The sequence below is a fragment of the Paenirhizobium daejeonense genome, from assembly GCF_014280875.1.
GTDB lineage: Bacteria > Pseudomonadota > Alphaproteobacteria > Rhizobiales > Rhizobiaceae > Allorhizobium > Allorhizobium daejeonense.
In genome coordinates this window covers 138632-161455 of record NZ_JACLAL010000002.1, presented here as the reverse complement: position 1 = coordinate 161455, position 22824 = coordinate 138632, and the positions used below count along the sequence as shown (strand labels likewise).

Annotated in this window: 18 protein-coding genes; 9 read left to right on the top strand and 9 right to left on the bottom strand. The window is 60.4% G+C overall.

The window, feature by feature from the left end:
* Positions 1 to 38 precede the first annotated feature (38 nt).
* From H4I99_RS04425 to H4I99_RS04415, 3 genes are all read right to left on the bottom strand, one after another.
* Positions 39 to 1151 carry a YcjF family protein gene (locus H4I99_RS04425; protein ID WP_163899491.1) on the bottom strand — a complete coding sequence of 371 codons (1113 nt, stop codon included), beginning with the start codon at positions 1149 to 1151 and terminating at the stop codon, positions 39 to 41.
* Positions 1148 to 2623, bottom strand: a complete 1476-nt coding sequence (locus tag H4I99_RS04420) for a YcjX family GTP-binding protein (protein ID WP_163899489.1) — start codon at positions 2621 to 2623, stop codon at positions 1148 to 1150. Before H4I99_RS04420 ends, H4I99_RS04425 begins: the two co-directional genes overlap by 4 nt.
* Positions 2624 to 2717: 94 nt before the next feature.
* Positions 2718 to 3227 (bottom strand): SixA phosphatase family protein, encoded by a 510-nt coding sequence (locus H4I99_RS04415; protein WP_163899487.1) that lies wholly within the window; start codon positions 3225 to 3227, stop codon positions 2718 to 2720.
* A gap of 282 nt (positions 3228 to 3509) precedes the next feature.
* Between H4I99_RS04415 and dksA the strand changes: the two genes are divergently transcribed.
* A complete protein-coding gene (gene dksA / locus H4I99_RS04410; RefSeq protein WP_163899485.1) occupies positions 3510 to 3929 on the top strand; it encodes an RNA polymerase-binding protein DksA in 420 nt (139 codons plus the stop codon).
* Between the two features lie 274 nt (positions 3930 to 4203).
* On the opposite strand, the gene H4I99_RS04405 is transcribed toward dksA, so the two are convergent.
* Positions 4204 to 5385, bottom strand: coding sequence for a flagellar biosynthetic protein FliO (locus H4I99_RS04405; protein ID WP_163899483.1), 1182 nt, complete (start codon positions 5383 to 5385; stop codon positions 4204 to 4206).
* A 244-nt stretch (positions 5386 to 5629) separates the two neighbouring features.
* Here H4I99_RS04405 and cckA point away from each other — a divergent pair, with 244 nt between their 5' ends.
* Positions 5630 to 8251: a cell cycle histidine kinase CckA gene (gene cckA / locus H4I99_RS04400; RefSeq protein WP_163899481.1), complete on the top strand. Its 2622-nt coding sequence runs from the start codon at positions 5630 to 5632 to the stop codon at positions 8249 to 8251.
* A gap of 139 nt (positions 8252 to 8390) precedes the next feature.
* Positions 8391 to 9113, top strand: coding sequence for a helix-turn-helix transcriptional regulator (locus H4I99_RS04395; RefSeq protein WP_163899479.1), 723 nt, complete (start codon positions 8391 to 8393; stop codon positions 9111 to 9113).
* 72 nt (positions 9114 to 9185) lie between these two features.
* Here H4I99_RS04395 and H4I99_RS04390 read toward each other — a convergent pair whose 3' ends face one another.
* Both H4I99_RS04390 and H4I99_RS04385 read right to left on the bottom strand, forming a co-directional pair.
* Entirely contained in the window at positions 9186 to 10112 is a 927-nt protein-coding gene (locus H4I99_RS04390; protein WP_163899478.1) for a pseudouridine-5'-phosphate glycosidase, read from the bottom strand.
* Between the two features lie 28 nt (positions 10113 to 10140).
* Positions 10141 to 11085 (bottom strand): carbohydrate kinase family protein, encoded by a 945-nt coding sequence (locus H4I99_RS04385; RefSeq protein WP_163899476.1) that lies wholly within the window; start codon positions 11083 to 11085, stop codon positions 10141 to 10143.
* Between the two features lie 242 nt (positions 11086 to 11327).
* On the opposite strand from H4I99_RS04385, the gene recA reads away from it, so the two are divergent.
* Positions 11328 to 12410 (top strand): recombinase RecA, encoded by a 1083-nt coding sequence (gene recA / locus H4I99_RS04380; protein ID WP_099058071.1) that lies wholly within the window; start codon positions 11328 to 11330, stop codon positions 12408 to 12410.
* A gap of 155 nt (positions 12411 to 12565) precedes the next feature.
* The gene (gene alaS / locus H4I99_RS04375) at positions 12566 to 15229 is read left to right on the top strand and encodes an alanine--tRNA ligase (protein ID WP_163899474.1); all 2664 of its coding nucleotides are present in this window, start codon (positions 12566 to 12568) and stop codon (positions 15227 to 15229) included.
* 113 nt (positions 15230 to 15342) lie between these two features.
* Here alaS and H4I99_RS04370 read toward each other — a convergent pair whose 3' ends face one another.
* From H4I99_RS04370 to H4I99_RS04360, 3 genes are all read right to left on the bottom strand, one after another.
* The gene (locus H4I99_RS04370; RefSeq protein WP_163899472.1) at positions 15343 to 16980 is read right to left on the bottom strand and encodes a SulP family inorganic anion transporter; all 1638 of its coding nucleotides are present in this window, start codon (positions 16978 to 16980) and stop codon (positions 15343 to 15345) included.
* Between the two features lie 390 nt (positions 16981 to 17370).
* Complete coding sequence (locus tag H4I99_RS04365) at positions 17371 to 18000, bottom strand: glutathione S-transferase family protein (RefSeq protein ID WP_163905723.1); 630 nt, start codon at positions 17998 to 18000, stop codon at positions 17371 to 17373.
* A gap of 209 nt (positions 18001 to 18209) precedes the next feature.
* Positions 18210 to 19424: an NADP-dependent isocitrate dehydrogenase gene (locus tag H4I99_RS04360; RefSeq protein ID WP_099058066.1), complete on the bottom strand. Its 1215-nt coding sequence runs from the start codon at positions 19422 to 19424 to the stop codon at positions 18210 to 18212.
* A gap of 223 nt (positions 19425 to 19647) precedes the next feature.
* Between H4I99_RS04360 and H4I99_RS04355 the strand changes: the two genes are divergently transcribed.
* From H4I99_RS04355 to murI, 4 genes are all read left to right on the top strand, one after another.
* Positions 19648 to 20169 carry a hypothetical protein gene (locus H4I99_RS04355; RefSeq protein ID WP_163899470.1) on the top strand — a complete coding sequence of 174 codons (522 nt, stop codon included), beginning with the start codon at positions 19648 to 19650 and terminating at the stop codon, positions 20167 to 20169.
* 75 nt (positions 20170 to 20244) lie between these two features.
* Positions 20245 to 20766 (top strand): hypothetical protein, encoded by a 522-nt coding sequence (locus H4I99_RS04350; RefSeq protein ID WP_163899469.1) that lies wholly within the window; start codon positions 20245 to 20247, stop codon positions 20764 to 20766.
* Between the two features lie 75 nt (positions 20767 to 20841).
* Positions 20842 to 21669 (top strand): RNA methyltransferase, encoded by an 828-nt coding sequence (locus H4I99_RS04345; protein ID WP_163899467.1) that lies wholly within the window; start codon positions 20842 to 20844, stop codon positions 21667 to 21669.
* Positions 21650 to 22453: a glutamate racemase gene (murI, locus tag H4I99_RS04340; RefSeq protein ID WP_163899465.1), complete on the top strand. Its 804-nt coding sequence runs from the start codon at positions 21650 to 21652 to the stop codon at positions 22451 to 22453. Before H4I99_RS04345 ends, murI begins: the two co-directional genes overlap by 20 nt.
* Positions 22454 to 22824 lie beyond the last annotated feature (371 nt).

The window sequence follows — 22824 nt, the reverse complement described above, 5'->3', positions numbered from 1 at the left end:
CCGCGGCTGCAATGCGACTTTCCTGCGGCTACGGCTCGTCATTCCTTCGCATCCGAAGCATTGCCTGTCAACTTCGGAGCGAGATCCGACATGAAATCTCCGATCCCCGGACGCCGCAACGCCTTGAAGGGAAGGGGGCGGCAGAGGTCCATCGCGGCGATGCCGATTCGGGCCGTCATAAGCCCGTTAATGACACCTTCGCCGAGTCGTGCGGAAAGCCGGGCGGCGAGGCCATGACCCAGAATTTGCTGGGCAATCCCGTCGCCGACGGCGATGGAGCCGGTTACGGCGAGATGGGCAACGACGTCGCGCAGCAGGCGCAGCATGCCGAAGGCTCCCGGCCTGCCGCCGTAGAGTTCCGCCATGGCGCGAACCAGCCGGACGACCTCAAAGAGCACGTAGGACAGATCGACGATGGCGCGCGGGCTGACGGCGGTGACGACTGATACGCGCTTCGATGCGGCGAGGATTAGCGCGCGGGCGCGGATATCGAGCGGGGCCATCAGTTCGCGTTCCGCCAGTTCGATAAGCAGCGGCGCATCGATGATGTCTTCATCGCTTTCCGCAAGGGTGCGTCTGCCGCGGGCGGTTTCCGGCTTGGAGGAAACGAGTCGCACGAGCCTTGATACGACCGCGCGGGCCGCGGGCCTCGCTCTGTCGGCCGCGGCGCGTTCGGCGTCTTCCTTGAGCTTTTGTACCGCGTCCAGCCTGTAGATCCCGGCGATCTCCCGGCCGACGGCGATCAGAAGTGCGAGAAGGCCGACCGCAAGCACCGCGAGGGCGGTATATCCCAGCCAGTCCGAGCGGGTGAAGAGATCGCGGATGAGGCTGTCGACCCAAAGGCCGATCGCCAGCGAAAGCAGAATGCCGAAAGCGCCGGCGGCCACGCGGGCGAACGAGAAGGTACGTTTGCGCGGTTCGGCCACGGGGATCTGTTCGCTTGCGAGGTCTACGCTCAGGAAGGGATCCGCTTCATCCGGAACGATGTCCACGTCGTGATCGAAGCTCTGCGGCGCGCGGCGCAATGGCGGCGCGGGATGAGCCGGTTCGTCCGGCTCGACGCTGAAGGAAGCCGGACGGCGGCGGTTCGGTGCCTGACCGGAAGGGGAGGTGGTCGACGACGGTGCGCCGGGGGATTTGGGGTCCTTCATGCCAAACGGTCTCCGAACAGGAACTGCATCGCGCGGTCGAGCCTTATATGGGGCACCGAAAGGGTTATGCCGCCGCCGGTCTCTTCCAGCATGGGCGGGCGGAAACGCACGATGTTCAGCTCCGGCAGGTGATGGGACGCCGCCGGATCGTCTAGCGCGCGGAAAAAGGCTTCGGGGTTTTCCGGCAGGTCGCCCGGAAAGACGGCGGTCTTGCGGTTGCCGTCGAAATGTTCGCTGCCGATGGTCTCTCCTGCCATGGGGGTGCCGACGATGACAGGCAGTTCATGCCCGTCGCGATGGACAGTGGCTTCCCGTGTCGCGCGGACGGAAGCGAGAGCCATCACGTCTATACCGGCACCGGCCATGCCGATCGAGTGAATGGCGCGCTCGACCAGCCGGCGGGTTAAAGCCTGCAGGTGGTCATGGCTTTCATGATGAAGGTGGTCGGCCTTGGTGGCCGCGACGAGAACGCGGTCGATCCTCCGGCGGATCAGCGATGTCAGCAGGTTGTTGGAGCCGGGGCGGAAGCAGGCGAGAACGTCGGCCAGCGCCCGCTCCAGATCCAGCACGGCTTCCGGTCCGCGATTGATCGCCTGCAGCGCGTCGATCAGCACGATCTGCCTGTCGAGGCGGGCGAAATGCTCCCGGAAGAAGGGTTTGACGACGACCGTCTTGTAGGCCTCGTAGCGACGCTCCATCATTGCCCGCAGCGAGCCTTTCGGCGCCGGGGTGTCGGGCATATCGGGAAGTGGGGCGAAGGTGAGAGCCGGTGACCCCTCGAGATCGCCGGGCATGAGGAAGCGGCCAGGTGGCAGGGTTGAAAGCGATCGTTCGTCCGACTTGCAGGCCTTGAGATAGGCGGTGAAGCTTTCGGCCAGCCGGCGTGCAGTCATCTCGTCGGCTGGGGCGTCCATGACGGTTGCCGCGCTGTGGGCTAGCCAGTCGCGTGCGAGTTCCGCCCGGATGCCGGTTCTGGCCAGCGTTGCGGTCCTTTCGCTGAACTCGCGAAAATCCTGTCCGAGCAGCGGCAGGTCGAGCAGCCATTCGCCGGGATAATCAACGATATCGATCGAAAGCCGGCCCGGCGAAAAAAGCCGGTTCCAGCCGCTGGCGCTCTTGTAATCGATCGTGACCCGCAGTTCGGAGATGGCGCGGGTGGAATCAGGCCAGACGCGATCCTTCACCAATGCGCGGATATGGTCTTCGTACTGAAATCGGGGAATTGCGTCGTCGGGTTGTTCTTCCAGGCGTGTATTCGAAATGCGGCCTGATCGCTGGGGCTCGAACAGGGGTAGGCGTCCGCCATGCAGCAGGTTGTGAACCAACGAGGAGATGAAGACAGTTTTTCCTGCGCGCGACAGGCCGGTCACGCCGAGCCGGAGCGTCGGGTTGACGAGATTGGCGGCCCGGTCCGCGATATTGTCGAATACGATGGCTGCTTCATCGGAAATGCTGGTCAGCGAAGGAGGCAATTGTCTTTTCCCGCAATGGTCTGCAGCGCATAATATAGGTTGCCGGATCGACGCCCGGAAGACGACGCGCTATCCTTTCCGACGGGAGTGTATGTCAGCCGACGAGAAAATCCGTGAGGAGCCACGGCTTTTCGCCATCTGCGGCCGGAGTGGTGTGATCGAGAACCGAAAGCCCGGCGGTCGGGTAACCCTCGGGAATGACACGGTTGGCCGCGTCCATGCCGGCGAGCGAAATCAGCACTTCCTCGATCGCGGGATTGTGGCCAACCAGCATCACGGAGCCATATCCCTGCAGCGCCGAGAGGATTTCGAGGTAGTTGTCCGCCGGGGCATTGTAGAGATCATCGACGAAACGGCATTCCATTTCGCCGGGAAATGCCCGCTGCATGGCATCGGCTGTCTGGCGGCAACGAACCGCGGTCGAGGAAATCAGCAGGTCCGGACGGTAGTTCTTTTCGGCGGCCGCGTCGGCGACGAGCTCGGCCTCGGCATAGCCCGCATCATCGAGCGAACGGTCGAAATCACGTTGACCGGGTAGCGCCCAGCCGGATTTCGCATGCCGCAACAGATAGATACGATCAGGGGGCGGGGTTACGAGAGACATCCGGTGAGATTTTCCGCGACTGGACTTCAGGCACTGACCTAGCCGCTGACAGGGATGCCCGTCAACTGCTGCTAAAGGCCGATGGCGGGCGAGCATTGAGTTCCGTCAACCGTGACTTGCAGAGGCGTTCGAGGCGCTAAATGAAATAGTGCATAAAAAATATGCCCTTAGCTGAAAAATATGACAGATTTAAAAATACCTTGAAAACGGTCGGAAGGCTTGAACCTGTTTTAACGAAAGGTTATACACCCGCTCATTGAGATGTTCTTCAGGAGAATCGCGTTGAGTGAGAAGATCGATCTTAGCAATTATGTTCTCTCGGAAACCGATGAGTTCATGAACGCAAACCAGAGGGCATACTTCCGGGCAAAACTCATCGCATGGAAGAACGACATCCTCCGGGAAGCACGGGAAACACTCGGGCACCTTGCCGAGGAAAGTGCCAATCATCCCGATCTCGCCGATCGGGCCTCCTCCGAAACAGACCGCGCCATCGAACTCAGAGCCCGCGATCGCCAGCGCAAGCTGATATCGAAGATCGACGCAGCCCTGCAACGCATAGATGATGGCACCTACGGCTATTGCGAGGAAACCGGCGAGCCGATCGGCCTGCGGCGCCTGGATGCCCGTCCCATCGCGACATTGTCGATTGAAGCGCAGGAGCGCCATGAGCGCCGCGAAAAAGTCTACCGCGACGAGTGATGCTGCCACGCGCAGGAACTTGGAAAAGCAGAAAGTTTAGCGGCGTTTCGCCGTTTGGGAAAATGCCGGCCTAGCGCCGGCATTTTCCGTTCTATCCAGAGGGCTGTGCGGCGCGTCCACCTTCGGCCGCGGTGCCTTTAGTATGCTGATGGTTTTTTGATGCTAGCCAACTGTCAGAATGAGGACTTGGCGGGACGCAGGCGCGTTTGTGACGGCATGAACGGCTTTGCGCCTAATGGGCGACTTGGTGCTGCGCATGCTTCTGCCCATGGGGTCAGTTGTTCCGGTTGACCGACATCTCGCCAAAAATACGTGCGATTTCCGTCTGAAGATTGGGTTCTTCGCGATTGGCTGCCGCAGGAGCGCCCGGCGGCGGGGTAACGATGACGGGAGGCGCGATCGGACGGCTCGGGCGGGTATCCGGCACGATCGGGGCGACGTCGAATTGCGTCCTGGCAGCTGTTTCGTTCGCCGAGAGATGAAGCGCCATCTCTTCTTCAAGAACACGTTCGAAGTCGCTCAGTTCCTTTTTGGGTTGTTGTTCGTCCGCGTGGGAAGGCTTGGCGCTCGCCGTTACCGGGCTTTCCACGCTCGGGGGAAGAACGCGCTGTCGGGCCGCCTCCAGAACGTCTTCCGCGTGAACCACCGGGTTCGATGCCTGCGCTGCGGTCTGTTCTGGCTGGACAGCGGGCACGACGGGTGGCGTGGCCTGCGCTGCGGGCGCAGCAGGCACCGGTGCTGCAACCGGCACATAGGCCGATGCAATATCGGCGTGGGCGGAGCTTGCTGCTGCGGCTGGCGCAGGGTGAACCTGCGGGGCTTCCGCGATTGGCGTCGTCATGGCGGAAGCTGTGTTCGCTTGCGGTTTCGCAGCTGGTGCAACGAATTCTTCCGTCAAGGTGGCTGCGGTTGCCGGTGCGACGGGTTCCGGCCGGGGGGCAGGTGCGCGAACGGGCTGCTGCGGTTGAGGCCTTGCGGCGAGGGGTTCTGATCTTGCTGGCTGAGCCGTTGGCTGTTCCACAGGCGTCGGTCTCCGCGCCGGTTCTGCGGCGGCAGCCGGCTGCTCCTGCGGCAGTATGTGCTGGGGTTCCATTTGCGGAGCGATGCGCGCTGCCGTTTCCGCGCTCTCCACGGAGGCCGGGACCGGAACGGCCGAAAGATAGGCGCGGTCGTCGCCTATTCCGCTCTCGATGACGATGTCGGTCGGACCACCGATCATGACGAGATGTTCGACATTGTCACGTCTAACGAGGACGAGCCGGCGTCTGGCATCGACGGCTGCCGCATCGAGGACCTGAAGCCGGGGCTGTCGGTTGCGTCCACCGCGCACGAAGGGCGACGGCGCGCGATTGCGTAGCAACCTGAGGACGATGAAAAGACACAAAAGCGCCAGGCTGACCCCCAGTGCCGCAACCAGGAAACGGTTCCCATAAGCGGTGACCAGTTCATCAAGCATGTCGCGCTCTCCCTTTTTTCGCTTTCTGGCAGAAGACGATTGTTTTAGCAATGCAGCACGGCATAGACACGCCGAGATGGTGCTGGCTGAGGCATCATCCGATAAAATTGCGGCGCTCCTGTGGGATTGCTGTGCATTGAGCCTGCCAATCAGGTCTTTCGGAGCTTTTTGCGGCAGGTGCAAATTGCTAAAGAAGATTTGAAGTGTCCGATTCCCACGGAGTGGACCCACGCAAGAGGCATACATGACAAGACTGCAGCAGGCCGGCGAGTACGAAGGTCCCCTCGTGGACCGCGGCACCCGTTCCGGAACGGCGTTCCGCATTATCCTGCTCGCCCTCGTGCTCGTTTGCGCGGCTGTCGCGTTCGTCTTGTTCAAAGACCAGCTCGAGAACGAGATCGTGCTGGGCATTCTTGGCGTGCTTGCCATGACCGGTATCTTTTTCCTCGTCTCGGCGGCGATCGGCTTCGTCGAGGTCATGCCGCAGTCCCGGTCGGATTCGCTTGCGCGCAATTTTCTCGCAAGCCTGCCGGAAGGCACGCTGATTACCGACGCCGATGGACGCGTAATCTATGCCAATGGTGCGTATGGTCGTATGACCGGCGCCACCAAGGCGACCGAGGTTCAGGCGCTCGAAGCCCTTCTGTCACGCTACCGGGAATCGTCGGAGGCCCTCTACCGGCTGACCAATGGATTGCGCGAGGGCCGGGAAGGCTATGAAGAGTTCCGCCTGCTGAAGCCGCTCGGCGTCCACACAGGAAACGGTTCGGGCGCGCATTGGTATCGTCTCAAGGCCCGGCTTTTGGCGAATGAAGCGCGGGCGCAGAAGCTGCATGTCTGGCAGATCACCGACATCACCTCGGAGCGGGATGATCAGGAGCGCTTCTTCAAGGAGCTGCAACACGCCATCGACTATCTCGACCATGCGCCTGCCGGCTTCTTCTCCGCCGGCCGCAAGGGCGAAATCTATTATCTCAATGCCACCCTTGCGGAATGGCTCGGCATCGACCTCACACAGTTCATGCCGGGTTCCATGACCATTGCCGATCTGGTGGCGGGCGAGGGCATGGCGCTGGTCAATTCCGTGCAGGCCGAGCCCGGTTTGTCGAAGACGGAGACACTGGACCTCGATCTGAGGAAGGCCAACGGCCAGAGCCTTCCGGTGCATCTTGTCCACCGGGTACGCTCGGCGCGGGACGGAGCCCCCGGAGAAAGCCGTTCCATCGTCCTTGCGCGGCAGGATGGCAACGGTAGCGACCAGTCGGCTTCGGTCGCCTCGATGCGCTTTACTCGCTTCTTCAACAATACGCCGATGGCGATCGCTTCCGTCGATGGCGAGGGGCGCATTCTACGCACCAATGCGCCGTTCATGAAGCTCTTCTCTGATGTAGTCGGTCGTGATTATGTCGATCGCGGGGGCAAGCTCGAGGTTGTCATTCACGAAAGCGAGCGGGAGCATTTCCGTCAGGCGCTGGCGGCTGCAAAGGATCGGCAGGTCGATATCGCACCGCTCGACAGTCGCCATCCCGAAAGTGATGCGCGGCATTTCCGCTTCTATGTCAACGCGGTGATCGACCAGAGCGACGAGGCGCCGGAAGAGGCCGCGATCGTCTACGCTGTCGATGTGACTGATCAGAAAGCGCTCGAAACGCAGATGGCGCAGACGCAGAAGATGAATGCCGTCGGCACGCTCGCAGGCGGTATCGCGCACGATTTCAACAACGTTCTGACAGCCATCCTGCTTTCCTCCGACCACCTGCTGCTTCAGGCCCGGCCTTCGGATGCAAGCTTTGCCGATCTTATGGAAATCAAGCGGAACGCCAACCGTGCGGCCGTCCTGGTCAGGCAACTGCTCGCCTTCTCGCGCAAGCAGACGATGCGGCCGACGGTCCTCAACCTGACCGATGTCATCGGCGACTTGCGAATGCTGGTGGATCGCCTGATATCGGGTACGAACGTCAAGCTGAAGGTTGAGTACGGACGTGATCTATGGCCGGTGAAGACCGACCTTTCGCAATTCGAGCAGGTGCTGATCAATCTTTGCGTCAATGCCCGTGATGCCATGCCCGAAGGTGGTACGATCACCATCACGACCCGAAATGTTTCCTCTTCCGAAGCTGCCGCGTTCCATTATCGTGGTCTGCCGGAAGAAGAACTGGTGCTTGTCGAAGTTGCCGATACCGGAACGGGTATCGCGCCCGAAATCATGGACAAGATCTTCGAACCGTTCTTCACTACAAAGGAAGTGGGAAAGGGTACAGGCCTCGGTCTCGCGATGGTTTACGGCATCGTCAAGCAGTCTGGTGGCTATATCTACCCGGAATCAGAGGTGGGCAAGGGTACAGTCTTCCGTATCTTCCTGCCGCATCATGTGGTCGAGGTCGTTCATCAGATCGACGGTTCCGTCGTCACCGGGGACGCCGCACAAGGCGGTGCAGTTGCGGCGCAGGCGCAGGCGCCGCAGGCGACCGAACCGGATGACCTGACCGGTAAGTCTGCCGTCGTTCTTCTCGTCGAGGACGAGGAGGCCGTGCGGCGGGGCGGCAAGCGGATGCTGGAGACGCGCGGCTATACCGTGCACGAGGCAGGTTCAGGCGTCGAAGCACTGGAGATCATGGACGAACTCGACGGTGCCGTCGACATTGTCGTCTCCGACGTGGTCATGCCGGAGATGGATGGTCCGACGTTGCTTGGGGAGTTGCGCAAGAAGTATCCTTCACTGAAGTTCATCTTTGTCTCGGGCTACGCGGAGGACGCTTTCGCGCGAAATCTGCCGGCTGATGCAAAGTTCGGCTTCCTGCCCAAGCCCTTCTCGCTCAAGCAATTGGCTGTTGCCGTGCGGGAGATGCTCGATAGTCCGAATTGATGTGTCTGCAGGATTTGTCCTGTTTTGTGACGGACGGATGCCCCCTCATCACAATTGACTCACCATAACATGGCCGGACCGATATGCTGTCCATCGGGAGGGTGTGATTCAGTTGAGCAGAGTGCGGGATTTGATTGACATGGGCGAGTTTGCCGACAGGAACGAGATCCTGGCTCGTATTCAACTATGCGGCAGTCTTGCCGATATCGATGCTTGTATGCTGCTGTTGCAGGAGCGTTTCGAGTTCCGCTTTTATCAGCTTTTCGCCACGCTATCGAGAAGTGATGACACGTTGCGGGGGCGATTGTTGCTCTATAGTGTCAGAGATGAATTTCTCGACGGTTTCGATGCCATCGGTGGCCTCCCGCTTGCGCCGGAGACGGTTCTGGCAACTTCCGGCCAGCAGCTTTTCCAGTGGTCGATCGATGAATTACGTTGCCGGGACGATCTCAAGCCGCAGATTCTGGAACTCATACAGCTGCTTGTCCGGCAAGATATGCTGACGGGCATTTATTTCTCTCTGCCGACTCTTGATGGTCGCAGGCAGGTCTTGAGTCTTCTGGGCCGTCGGCCGCCCCTTACCGCGGCGGAAATCGAGGATTTCTGCTTCCTCGCCATTCATATACTCGATCGCGCGGGAATGCTGGAGAAGCGTCTGGATGGCCCCCCGACGGGCATGTCCAATCTCGAAATTCTGTGTCTGGAGATGGCTGCGGCCGGTCTCGATACGGCCGAGATGGCGCAACGCCTGTCTCTTTCGACCCGCACGGTCAACTATCTCGTCAACTCGCTTTGTCGCAAGTTAGGATGCGAACGGCTGGAGCAGGCGCTGCAAACGGCCATTAAGATCGGGTTCGTCTGAGATGCCTGTCGCAGGATGAAAAATGGCGAAACCGGAGGTGCCGCCATTTGCAATTCGTCCGGCTTTCCTGGTTCAATCGTTCATCGCGACGGCGATTTCGGCGGCGAGACGGGCATTGTTTTCGACCAGAGCGATATTTGTTTTCAGGCTGCGACCGTTCGTCAGGTGGAAGAGGTTATCGAGCAGGAATGGGGTGACGTTCTTGCCTGTTATCTCCTCGCGTTCCGCGTTGGCAAGCGCTCGGCCGATATAGATTTCCATTTCCTCGCGCGGGATTTCGTCGGCAAGCGGCACGGGGTTGGCAATCAGCATGCCGCCGTCGAGACCCAGCTGTTTACGCATCTTCTGGAAGTTCGCAATTGCTGCAGGGCTTGGCAGTGTCAGCGGGCTCGGAAGGCCAGACGTACGCGACCAGAAGGCCGGGAAGTCCTCGCTATCATAGGTAACGACCGGCACGCCGCGGGTTTCCAGCACTTCAAGCGTCTTCGGAATATCAAGAATGGCCTTTGGGCCGGCCGAGACAACGATGACGGCGGTGCGGGCAAGCTCCTCCAGGTCTGCGGAAATGTCGAAAGTCTCCTCGGCGCCACGATGTACACCGCCGATGCCGCCGGTGGCGAATACCGAAATGCCTGCACGCGCGGCGGCAATCATCGTTGCGGCAACCGTAGTCGCTCCAGTGCGTCGTTCCGCGATTGCAAAGGCGATGTCTGCTCGAGATAGCTTCATCGCACCCTTGAATTTGGCCAGCGCCTCGATCTGAGCCGCTTCCAGCCCGATATGCAGCACGCCGTCAAGCACGGCGATGGTCGCCGGAACGGCTCCCTGCTGGCGAATGATGGCTTCAACGCTGCGCGCCATCTCCAGATTGCCGGGATAGGGCATGCCGTGAGTAATGATAGTCGATTCCAGAGCCACGATCGGCGCGTTGCGCGCCTTGGCTGCGGTCACTTCGCCGGAATAGACGATGGGAAGAAGAGGCGAGATGGCTTTGGTCATCACTGATATCCGTATTGTCCAGGCTTTGTCATGACAGGATTTCGGGTTCCGGCACAAGAGCCAGATGTGTGGCGAGAAAATCTACGGACAGGCTTTCGGCTGTCGCATACGGTGAAAGCAGTGTGATCGCCGCAGCCGCAGTGCCTATGCGCAGGGCAAGACCGAGATCGGCGCCTTCAAGCTGCGCCGACAGGAAGCCGGCGGCGAAGGCGTCGCCGGCGCCGGTGACATCAGCGATGTCGGAGACTGGCGGAGGTGACAGAGCCATGACTTCGTCTCCATCGAAAGCAATGGTCATGCTGCCGCCAGCGGTAATCGCTCCCCCTTTCAGGCCTGCCTTCCTGAGGAGAAGGGGCCATTCGGCGGGGTCCGTGGCGCGCTGGCCCGCAAGCACTTCGGCCTCGTTGGCGTTCATGAAGACATGGTCGAGGTTATGCAGGCCGGGAATCAGTTTCGTTGCCTTGGCGGGGGAGATCGCGATTGCCGAGAGCGGCACACCATTCGATGCGGCGAAGTTCCCCAATGCCGTGAGGGTTTCAGCCGGCAGGTTGGCGTCGCAGAGAATCGTCCGGGTGCTGGCGAGGCTTTCCCGTGTTGTGCGCGCACGCAGACGGCGCGCCGAAAAGAGATCGTAGAGCGCCATGTCGGCCAGCGCGATCACGAGATTGCCATCGTCTTCGAGTATGGCCGTATAGCTCGGCGTCGCCCTGTCGAGGAAAACAACGGGGCAGTCGTCGATGCCCAGACGTTCCGCTGCCGCCGAGACCTGTTCGCCAGCCGCATCGCCGCCGCGAGGCGAGATCAGGCGCACTGAGTGACCAAGACGAGCGAGGTTGCAGGCCGCGTTGAAACCGCCGCCGCCGGGCTCTTCCATCCAGCGGCCCGGGTTGCTCGCCCCCATCTTCGTCTGGCCGAAAAGGTGGCCCCGACGGTCGATATGGGCACCGCCGATGACAAGGATATCGACCGTCATGGCAGCGTCGTCGGCGCGTTGGAAAACGACGAATCGAGCAGGCCTCCGGGGATATTCAGAGGTGCTTGGAAACCCGGGGTTCCGTTGTTCTTCACAGGTAGAACATAAAAAGTACACATCGAGAAATTCCCCATGGATTCATGTGGTTGAGAGGGGATTGCAAAAACGGAACAAAACGTGTACATACAGTCCACCGGCTGCTTCATTGCCTATGCGGCTTCAATAACCTAAAGGTGGATAGAATGGCACAGAATTCTTTGCGGCTCGTAGAGGACAAATCGGTGGACAAAAGCAAGGCATTGGAAGCAGCGCTCTCTCAGATCGAACGGTCGTTCGGCAAGGGCTCTATCATGAAGCTCGGCTCGAACGAGAGCGCGGTTGAAATCGAAACGGTTTCGACTGGCTCTCTCGGTCTCGACATCGCGCTTGGCATCGGCGGTCTGCCGAAGGGACGCATTATCGAAATTTATGGTCCGGAAAGCTCCGGCAAGACGACGCTTGCGTTGCAGACGATTGCAGAAGCCCAGAAGAAGGGCGGCATCTGCGCCTTCGTCGACGCGGAACATGCGCTCGATCCGGTTTATGCCCGCAAGCTCGGTGTCGACCTGCAGAACCTTCTGATCTCCCAGCCCGATACCGGCGAGCAGGCTCTTGAAATCACCGATACGCTCGTACGTTCCGGTGCCGTCGACGTACTCGTCATCGACTCGGTCGCGGCTCTCACCCCGCGCGCTGAAATCGAAGGCGAAATGGGCGATAACCTGCCGGGTCTTCAAGCTCGTCTCATGAGTCAGGCGCTGCGCAAGCTGACCGCTTCGATCTCCCGCTCGAACTGCATGGTCATCTTCATCAACCAGATCCGCATGAAGATCGGCGTCATGTTCGGTTCGCCGGAAACCACCACCGGCGGCAATGCGCTGAAGTTCTATGCCTCCGTGCGCCTCGACATCCGCCGTATCGGTGCGGTCAAGGAGCGCGAAGAGGTCATCGGCAACCAGACCCGCGTCAAGGTCGTCAAGAACAAGATGGCGCCTCCCTTCAAGCAGGTCGAGTTCGACATCATGTATGGCGAAGGCGTTTCCAAGACCGGCGAACTGGTCGATCTTGGCGTCAAGGGCGGTATCGTCGAGAAGTCGGGTGCGTGGTTCTCCTATAACAGCCAGCGTCTGGGGCAGGGGCGTGAAAACGCCAAGATGTTCCTGCGTGACAATCCGGCGCTTGCCCAGGAAATCGAAATGGCGCTGCGACAGAATGCCGGCCTCATTGCCGAAAGCCTGCAGAATGGTGGCCCGGATGCAAACGACGGTGATGGCGCAGACGATTAAGCTCGTCATTTTTGCGTTTTGATTTGTTTGCCGGCTGCATCTCTTGCGAGGTGCGGCCGGTTTTGCGTTGGGCGGCTGGACAGTGGGGATTCCGGACGATAAAAGCCATTGATTTTCGCGAATGGCCGGGTTCCGGCGTGAATGAAGGGCGTGACATGAGCGGTGTAAACGACATCCGGTCGACTTTCCTCGAATATTTCAAGACCAACGGCCACGAAGTCGTTTCATCCAGCCCATTGGTGCCGCGCAACGACCCGACGCTGATGTTCACCAATGCCGGCATGGTGCAGTTCAAGAACGTCTTCACCGGCCTTGAACAGCGCCCGTATTCCACGGCTGCGACGGCGCAGAAATGTGTGCGCGCCGGCGGCAAGCATAACGACCTCGATAATGTGGGTTACACTGCGCGCCACCACACCTTCTTCGAGATGCTCGGCAACTTTTCCTTTGGCGATTATTTCAAGGAGCGGGCGATCGAGCTTGCCTGGAACCTGATCACCAAGGAATTCGGTCTCGACCGCAATCGCCTGCTGGTCACCGTCTACCATACCGACGACGAGGCTTTCGGGTTGTGGAAGAAGATCGCCGGTCTTTCCGACGAAAAAATCATCCGCATTCCGACGAGCGATAATTTCTGGGCTATGGGCGATACCGGCCCCTGCGGTCCCTGTTCTGAAATTTTCTATGACCACGGCGATCATATATGGGGTGGCCCTCCGGGCTCGCCGGAAGAGGATGGCGACCGCTTCATCGAGATCTGGAACCTCGTCTTCATGCAGTACGAGCAGATCACGAAGGAAGAGCGCGTCGATCTTCCGCGTCCGTCGATCGACACGGGTATGGGCCTTGAGCGCGTTGCCGCCGTTCTGCAGGGAAAGCATGACAATTACGACATCGACCTGTTCCGCGCGCTGATCGAGGCTTCGGTCGAGCTGACGGGCGTCAAGGCCGAGGGCGAGCGCCGGGCAAGCCACCGGGTCATCGCCGACCACCTGCGTTCCTCGGCATTCCTGATCGCCGATGGCGTTCTGCCGTCCAACGAAGGCCGTGGGTACGTGCTTCGCCGCATCATGCGCCGCGCCATGCGTCATGCCGAACTTCTCGGTGCGCGTGAGCCGGTTATCTACAAGCTGCTGCCGACGCTGGTTCAGCAGATGGGCCGTGCCTATCCCGAGCTGGTGCGCGCCGAGGCGCTGATTTCCGAAACGCTCAAGCTAGAAGAAACCCGATTCCGCAAGACGTTGGAGCGCGGCCTTTCGCTGCTTTCGGACGCGACCAGCGACCTGAAAAAGGGCGATAGCCTCGATGGCGAGACCGTCTTCAAGCTCTACGACACCTATGGATTCCCGCTCGACCTGACGCAGGATGCCCTGCGCGCCCGTGGCATCGGTGTCGACATCACCGGATTCAACGACGCCATGCAGCGCCAGAAGGCGGAAGCGCGCGCCCATTGGGCCGGTTCGGGCGACAAGGCTACCGAAACCATCTGGTTCGAGCTGAAGGAAAAGCATGGCGCGACGGAGTTCCTCGGCTATTCCTCCGAGGTGGCTGAAGGCCAGGTGCTGGCGATTGTCAAAGACGGCGTTGCCGTCGACAGCGCCTCCACGGGTGACGCGGTCCAGGTGATCGTCAACCAGACCCCGTTCTACGGCGAGTCGGGTGGCCAGATGGGCGATGCCGGCAAGATTGCCAGCGACACCGCAAGCCTTTCCGTTTCCGACGTCCAGAAGAAGGGCGAAGGCTTGTTCGTGCACATTGCCGAAGTTTCTGACGGTACGATCCGTGTTGGCGATGCCGTCGTCCTGACGGTGGATCACGCCCGCCGTTCGCGCCTGCGTTCCAACCATTCGGCGACCCACCTGATCCACGAGGCACTGCGCGAAATTCTCGGCAGCCATGTGGCGCAGAAGGGTTCGCTGGTTGCGCCCGAGCGCCTGCGTTTCGACGTTTCTCATCCGAAGCCGATCACGGCGGAAGAATTGAAGGTCGTCGAAGAGATGGCCAACGAGATCGTCATCCAGAACGCGCCGGTGACGACCCGTCTGATGAGCGTCGATGACGCCATTGCCGAAGGTGCCATGGCTCTCTTTGGTGAAAAGTACGGCGATGAAGTCCGCGTTGTGTCCATGGGCACTGCTGTTCATGGCCCGAAGGCCGGAAAGCCTTATTCCGTCGAGCTTTGCGGCGGTACCCATGTCACCGCAACCGGCGACATCGGCCTCGTCCGCATTCTGTCGGACAGCGCGGTTGGCGCCGGCGTACGCCGCATCGAGGCGCTCACCGGTGAAGCTGCGCGCGCCTATCTCTCCGAGCAGGACGAGCGGGTGAAGCAGCTTGCCACGGCACTGAAGGTTCAGCCGGGCGATGTTGTTTCTCGCGTCGAGGCACTGGTCGATGAGCGGCGCAAGCTGGAGCGCGAACTGGCCGACGCCAAACGTAAGCTCGCCATGGGCGGCAGCGGTCAGGCTGCGGCCGACGAAGGTGCGCGGGATGTGGCCGGCACCCGCTTCCTCGGCAAGGTGCTGAAGGGCGTCGATGCCAAGGACCTGAAGGGCCTCGTTGACGAAAGCAAGGCCGGGCTCGGCTCGGGCGTGGTCACCCTTATCAGCGTTTCCGAAGACGGCAAGGCCAGCGTAGTCGTCGGCGTGACTGCCGATCTCGCGGGCCGTTTCAGCGCTGTGGATCTCGTTCGCGTTGCTGCCGCGGTCGTTGGCGGCAAGGGTGGCGGCGGCCGGCCGGACATGGCCCAGGCAGGCGGCCCAGACGGCGACAAGGCTGATGCCGCAATTGAGGCCGTCGCGGCCGCATTGGCTGGCTGAGCGGCTGGCTTTGCCGCTTGCCGGAGGATTGTTCCGGAAACGAAATACAGGAAGGGCGCGGACAGTTTCCGCGCCCTTTTTGCTTGAGGAGGAACGCGTCTGGTTCGGGAGCTTCAGGCTTCCGGTGGGCGAGCCTCACGGATCAGCGTTCGGGCGACCTTGATGGTCTCGACATATTCGACCTCGGGACTCCTTACCTCGTGAGTTTCCAGAAGGTGCCTGAAATCCGGATTGGCGCCGGCGATGAAGACGCGCACGCCGGCTTTCTCCGCCTTGCGGATCGTGCCGGCGATGACGTTGGCGGCTGTCGAATCCATGAAGGAAACCGCCGAACAATCCAGAACGAGATTGCTGTACCTGTCCGCGATCCGGTCGAGAACCGAGCCGACTGTCGCAGCCGCCCCGAAGAAGAAGGCGCCTCCGATCCGGTAGACCACGGTGTCGGAATCGGTATTCTTCAGCGGGTGCTCCGATTCCTCCTCATGAGGCATAACCGTGACGCTCTTGCTCATGCGGTTGATGAAGAGCAGTGCGCCAAGGGTGAAGCCGACGATGATGCCTTCGGTGAGGTCGCGGAAGATCACCAACAGGAAGGTTGCCAGGAGGACGACCGCGTCGCCGCGCGACGACTTGAGCAGGGCGGCGAAGGCGGGCCTCTCGACCATGTTCCATGAAACGATGGCCAATACTCCGGCGAGCGATGCCAGCGGGATATAGCTGGCGAGCGGCGCTGCCACAGCCATGAAGACCAGTAGGAAGACGGCATGCAGCATGCCCGAGAATGGGCTGGTGCCGCCGGCGCGGACATTGGTTGCTGTGCGCGCGATGGTGCCAGTGACGCACATGCCGCCGAAAAGGGCCGAGCCGATATTGGCCACACCCTGGCCGATGAGTTCGATGTTCGAGCGATGCCTGCGGCCTGTCATGCCGTCTGCCACGACTGCCGACAGCAGGGACTCGATCGCACCGAGTAACGCGAAGGCGATGGCGTCAGGCAATACTGCCTGTGCAAGCTCGGGTGAAAACGATGGCAGATGGGGAACCGGCAGGCTGCGGGGTATGCCGCCGAAGCGCGTTCCGATGGTTTCCACCGGCAGGTGCAGCAGCGTCGCTGCGAGGGATGCGACGCCGACGGCGATCAGAAGGCCCGGCCAGGAGGGACGAAACCGGCGAAGCATCAAAATGGTGGCGATCGTCAGGAATGCTACTGCCGCCGCGGCGGGGTTGAGAGTCGGAAGGGCCTCAGCCAGCACGGGCAGTTTTTCAATGAGCGGCCCTGGTTCCCTTGCGGGCAGGGTCAGCCCAAGAAGCTCAGTTATCTGGCTGGAAAAGATGATGACCGCAATGCCGGCCGTAAAGCCGACCGTTACTGGGTAGGGAATGAATTTCACATAGTCGCCGAGCCGTAGCAGGCCGGCCAACATGAGGAAGACGCCGGCCATCGCCGTTGCCAGCAGCAGGCCTTCGATACCGTGCGCCGTTACGGTCGCGGCAACCAGCACGATGAAAGCTCCGGCTGGTCCGCCGATCTGGTGACGGCTGCCGCCAAGTGCGGATACCAGAAAGCCGCCGACGATAGCGGTAAACAGCCCCCGGTCGGGTGTAACGCCGGATGCTATGGCGATCGCCATGGAGAGGGGCAGGGCGACGATTGCGACTGTCAGACCCGCAATGGCGTCCGCCTTCAGGCGGGCGAGGCTGTAGCCTTCGGCAAGGACGCTGATCAGCTTTGGCTGGAATTCATTGTTCACGATGGCCCGCCGATGCAAAGAACGATTGAGGACGCACGCCGTCTCCGGCGATTTCAATTGGTACCCCGAGTCCGCTCAATCGCAAATCGGTGGGCATTCCGTATTTGACGAACGTCAGCAAATATGAAGCGGGATCTACAAATACAGTCGGTGCTTCCTCATTCCACGAAGTCATCATGATCAAAAGATGGAAAAGACGAAGAAGGAGCCGGCGAAGGATGGCTGGTCAGGCTTTCAACCCCATATCAACGAAGCATGCGCGCGAATAGGTCGGCAGGTGATCGCGATTGAGTTGCGCAAAGCGAATTCCTGACCGAGATTTGCCTTCGTCTGAAAACGGCAGCGGCCATATGAAGGCAAACCTTTTCGATCAGCCACACCGTGATGGCATCATGCGCTCTGCTCCAGGGCTGCCATCGCGGCATCGTCGAGCTCTGCAGCGCGCTGATAGGCATGGCGCTGGCTCAGACGTTCGAGATAGTCGACGAATGCGGGTCGTCTTTCGATCGAGCCGAATTGTAGCCCCCACCCGATGTGGGAACCGACATATACGTCTGCCGCAGTGAAGCGCTCGCCGGCGATGTAAGTGTTGCCGCTGACGGCCCTTTGGAGCGTGGCCATCACATCCTCATACGAACCGTATCCGATCATGCGGCGGCGTTCCTCCGGCACGACAAAACCAAGCGCGCGGTTGGAGACGGCGGCCTCCAGCGGACCGGCGGCAAAGAACATCCAGCGGTAATAATCGGCTCGATCCATCGTGGGCGGGGCAAGACCCGCCTGGGGAAAAGCGTCGGCGAGATAGGCGCAGATGGCCGCGCACTCCGTCACGACCTTTTGGCGATGGATGATCGACGGCACCTTGCCCATCGGATTGATTGAGCAATACTCCTCGTTCTTCATCGGTTGGCCGAAGGGGAGGATCTCAGTACGATAGGGGACGCCCGTCTCTTCCAGCATCCAGCGAACGATGCGTCCGCGCGACATCGGATTGGTATAGAAAACGATTTCACTCATGATACTCCCCCTCTTTTTGTTCATGATATGTTCGTTTTCCTGCCGTGTCAACGAACCTTGCCTGATGCCATGTCGAGGAGGTTGCCACGGTCATTTGGCCGGTATTTGACGGATACCTATCAGTCTTCCGGCCGAGAGAAATTTTGGGCTCCGCAACGAAAAAACCCGGCGCAAGGCCGGGTTTCCTATTGAAAAGCGATAGGGCTTAAACCTCAGGCGGCCATGGCCTTCTGGAGGTTTTCGTCGATCTTGTCGAGGAAGGCGGTGGTGGAGAGCCACGGCTGATCGGGACCGATGAGGAGCGCCAGGTCCTTGGTCATGAAACCGGATTCGACGGTCTCGATGCAGACCTTTTCCAGGGTGGTGGCGAACTTCGCGAGATCGGCATTGTCGTCCAGCTTGGCGCGGTGAGCGAGGCCGCGGGTCCAGGCGAAGATCGAGGCGATCGAGTTGGTCGAGGTCTCCTGGCCCTTCTGGTGCTGGCGGTAGTGGCGGGTAACCGTACCGTGGGCAGCTTCGGCCTCGACGGTCTTGCCATCGGGGGTGAGCAGAACGGAGGTCATCAGGCCGAGCGAGCCGAAGCCCTGGGCAACGGTGTCGGACTGGACGTCGCCGTCGTAGTTCTTGCAGGCCCAGATGTAACCGCCGGACCACTTGAGCGCCGAGGCGACCATGTCGTCGATCAGGCGGTGTTCGTAGGTGATGCCGATTTCGTCGAACTTGGCCTTGAATTCGGCCTGGTAGACTTCCTCGAAGATATCCTTGAAGCGGCCGTCATAGGCCTTGAGGATGGTGTTCTTGGTCGACAGGTAGACCGGCCACTTGCGCATCAGGCCGTACATCATAGAGGCGCGGGCGAATTCGCGGATCGATTCGTCGAGGTTGTACATGGCGAGAGCCACGCCGGCGCCGGGAGCCTTGTAGACTTCCTTCTCGATCGTCTGGCCGTCCTCGCCGACGAATTTGATGGTCAGCGTGCCCTTGCCGGGGAACTTGAAGTCGGTTGCCTTGTACTGGTCGCCGAAGGCGTGACGGCCGACGACGATCGGCTTGGTCCAGCCGGGAACCAGGCGCGGAACGTTCTTGCAGATGATCGGTTCGCGGAAGATCACGCCGCCGAGGATGTTGCGGATGGTGCCGTTCGGGCTCTTCCACATTTCCTTGAGGTTGAATTCCTTCACGCGCGCTTCGTCCGGAGTGATGGTCGCGCACTTGATGCCGACGCCGTGCTTCTTGATGGCGTTGGCCGCGTCGACCGTCACCTGGTCGTTGGTGGCATCGCGGTTCTCGACGGAGAGGTCGTAGTATTCGATCTGCAGGTCAAGATAAGGCAGGATCAGCTTGTCCTTGATGAACTGCCAGATGATGCGCGTCATCTCATCGCCGTCGAGATCGACGACCGGGTTGGCTACCTTGATCTTGCTCATGAATATCCTCGCTGATTGGGGGGAGGGACGAGGGTCCCAGTGTTTAGGCTTGCTGCGCTATAGCATTCCGGATCAGGAACGCAAAGCGCTGCGCCGCCCGGATAACGGCTTTTCGTTCACAAAGTTATACCAACTTTGGCCTTAGCCGGTGGTCCGGTGGGCTTGAGCTTTGCGCGGCCGGAGATATCTTGCGCCGTGTCTGTCCGTCGCCGGGAAATCACCGATGAAATCCAAGCTTTTCGCCGCTCTCCTTGTCTTTGCCGCCGGCTCCGCGTTTGCCGCCGACCCGACGGCGCCGGTCAAGGAGGTCATCAACGTGGCCGCCGGGAACTGGGCGGGGGAAACTGCCTCCGACGACGACGTGTTCAGCGATGATCGTCTGAAGCGGCTGTTCAGTGCAGATTTCGCCAAGGCGTATCACGAAGCGTCGAAGCATCCCGCCTACGACCTTCCCGAGGGAGAGACCACGGGTAGCCCCTTCGACTATGATCCCATCGCCGGAGGGCAGGATGGTTGCAACTTCGAAAACATCCGTATCGAAGATGATGGCGACGGGCAGGTGACGGCGCTTTTCAAAAACCGCCAATGCTTCGGTGACGACCCTGCCTACAAGGAAGACAGGGTGCTGATCTTCCATGTGCAGACAGAGAACGGCCGGCAAGTGATCGACGACATCTTTCCCGTAGAGAACGGTAATTCCTCAAGTTCGATCAAGAATGATCTCAAGGCCATTGCCGCCCAGTGATGGTTCAAGTTTCGGCCGGTGGCATTGGTCATCATTCTTGCGCTACTGATTGCATTGGTGAGAGGTGAGAGGCGTATGCGACGGACGTGGTTGCTGTTGTTTTTTCTGCCGGCTCTGGCTCAGCCGGCGAATGCGAATGACCGCGTTGGGCTGGTTCGGACCTACGTCGACCGGATCGTCGCGAACTCGCTCGATCAACAGGATGGTCATCAGGCCTATTTCACCGAGATCCAGCTGCTCAACGATTTTGGTGCGGATTTCGTTTCTGCCTATACGACAGCCTTGAAGGCGGCACGGATGCGCCGGCAGGTCAGCCTCTTCGAGGAAGATCCGATGACGGGTGATGTGAACCGATGTCCTATCGGCAACGTCCATGTCGCCGATCTGACCCGGCCCGACACGCGGATCATGGTCGAGGCGAAGCTTTATCTGCCGCCTTGCGACGGCGGCTCCGGATCAGAGAGGCGCTTGATGTTCATTCTGGTTGCGGACGATGCGGCGGGACGCCGCTCCGTTATCGATGATGTCCTACGGGAAAGGGCTGATGGCAGCTGGTTTTCGCTGAAAGCCTCGCTGGAAAGGCTTTCCAGCCCCTGATCGCAGCAATGAGTTTTTGATTTTTGCCGCAGCCTGTGCCAGTGAAGCCGCCACCTATAAACCTCGGACAGAAAAATGGCAGGTACGAACAGCGAGCGCGCGCTTCTGGCGGAAGGACCGGTAATCATCCTCGTGGAGCCGCAGCTTGGCGAGAATATCGGGATGGTCGCCCGGGCCATGGCGAATTTCGGGCTGTGGGAATTGCGTCTCGTCAATCCGCGGGACGGATGGCCGAGCGAAAAGGCCCGCTCCGCCGCTTCCAAGGCGGATCACGTCATCGATGCGACGCTGGTCTTCGAGACGCTTGAGGAGGCGATTTCCGATCTCAATTTTGTCTATGCGACGACTGCGCGTGAGCGCGACGGATTCAAGCCGGTGCGCTCGCCGGTGACGGCTGCCGAAACGCTGCGCGGCAAGTTTCGTGGCGGCGAACGGACGGGCATCCTGTTCGGGCGCGAGCGCTGGGGGTTGACCAACGAGGAAGTGGCGCTGGCAGACGAGATCGTCACCTTTCCCGTCAACCCCGCCTTTGCCTCGCTCAATATCGCCCAGGCCGTGCTGCTCATGTCTTATGAGTGGATGAAATCCGGCATGGAGGATCTTGGCGAAACCCGGTTCCAGGCGGTGGTGCAAAACCCGGCAACCAAGGAACACCTGATCGGCCTCTTCGAAATGCTTGAGGAAGCCTTGGATGCCCGTGGCTATTTCCGGCCGGTCGGCAAGAAGCCGCGCATGGTGGAAAACCTGAGGGCGGTCCTGTCGCGTCGCGCTTTCACCGAGCAGGAAATCCACGTTCTTCGCGGCGTTTTCGCCACATTCGACCGCTACAGCCGCAAGAGCCCGCGGGGTGCGGGTAAGCCGGACAATGGGGACGATAACGGGGATGACGACAGCGGGGCATGATCTGAAGCCGGTTCTGGTTTTTGATTCCGGAATTGGCGGCCTCACCGTGCTGCGCGAGGCGCGGGTATTGATGCCGGAACGCGGCTTCATCTATATCGCCGACGATGCCGGTTTTCCCTATGGCGGGTGGGAAGAGCAGCCGCTTCGCGAGCGGATCGTACGGCTTTTTGGCGATCTTCTGGAACGGTACGATCCGGAGGCAGTCGTCGTCGCCTGCAATACTGCCTTCACCCTTGCCGGCACCGACCTGCGCCACGCTTTCCCCGACATGCGATTCATCGGCACGGTTCCGGCCATCAAGCCGGCCGCCGAACGGACACGCTCCGGCCTCGTTTCGGTGCTTGCGACGCCCGGCACGGTCAAGCGCGCCTATACACGAGACCTCATCCAGTCCTTCGCCTCAAAGTGCCATGTCCGACTCGTCGGTTCGGAGAACCTCGCAAGGATGGCCGAGGCCTATATTCGCGGCGAGGCGATACCCGATGAAGCGGTGCTTGCGGAAATCTCTCCCTGTTTCGTAGAGAAGGAAGGTGAGAAGACGGATATCGTTGTGCTTGCCTGCACGCATTATCCGTTTCTTGCCAATGTTTTCCGCCGGCTTGCTCCATGGCCGGTCGACTGGCTGGATCCGGCCGAGGCGATTGCTCGTCAGGCTCGTCGTCTGGTACCGCTTGTCGACGGTGCCGAACATCCTGAGGGCTTCGATTTTGCGGTCTTCACCTCTGGTAAGCCGGACTTTTCCACACGCCGGCTAATGCAGGGATTCGGTCTCACGATGTCGTGAAGCCGAGACTGGTGTTTGTTGCATTTTGGCAACGCCGTCACGGCAGTGAATACAATTCGCAATTGTGCTCTTGTCTGGCCGACGATGTCGTGACATGGTCTCTCTATCTGCCACATCTAGATACAGGAGGCGCAGCATGAGTATTTGTTCTTCGAATATGCGCCTCAACGGCGGACGGGCCGACTGGGCCATCATGCCGCGAATGCCAGGCCAAAATCTCGCCTGGAATCAGGCGCATCGCGCCTGATTGGCGGACTTTTTCACATCCTATTTTTTTGACGTGATCGACTGACGCGACGACGCTTGTCGTCTTCGCGTGTCCCGTCGATCTGTCGCGAGCTTTGAAAGGCCTGGCCGCTGCAATGCGCCGG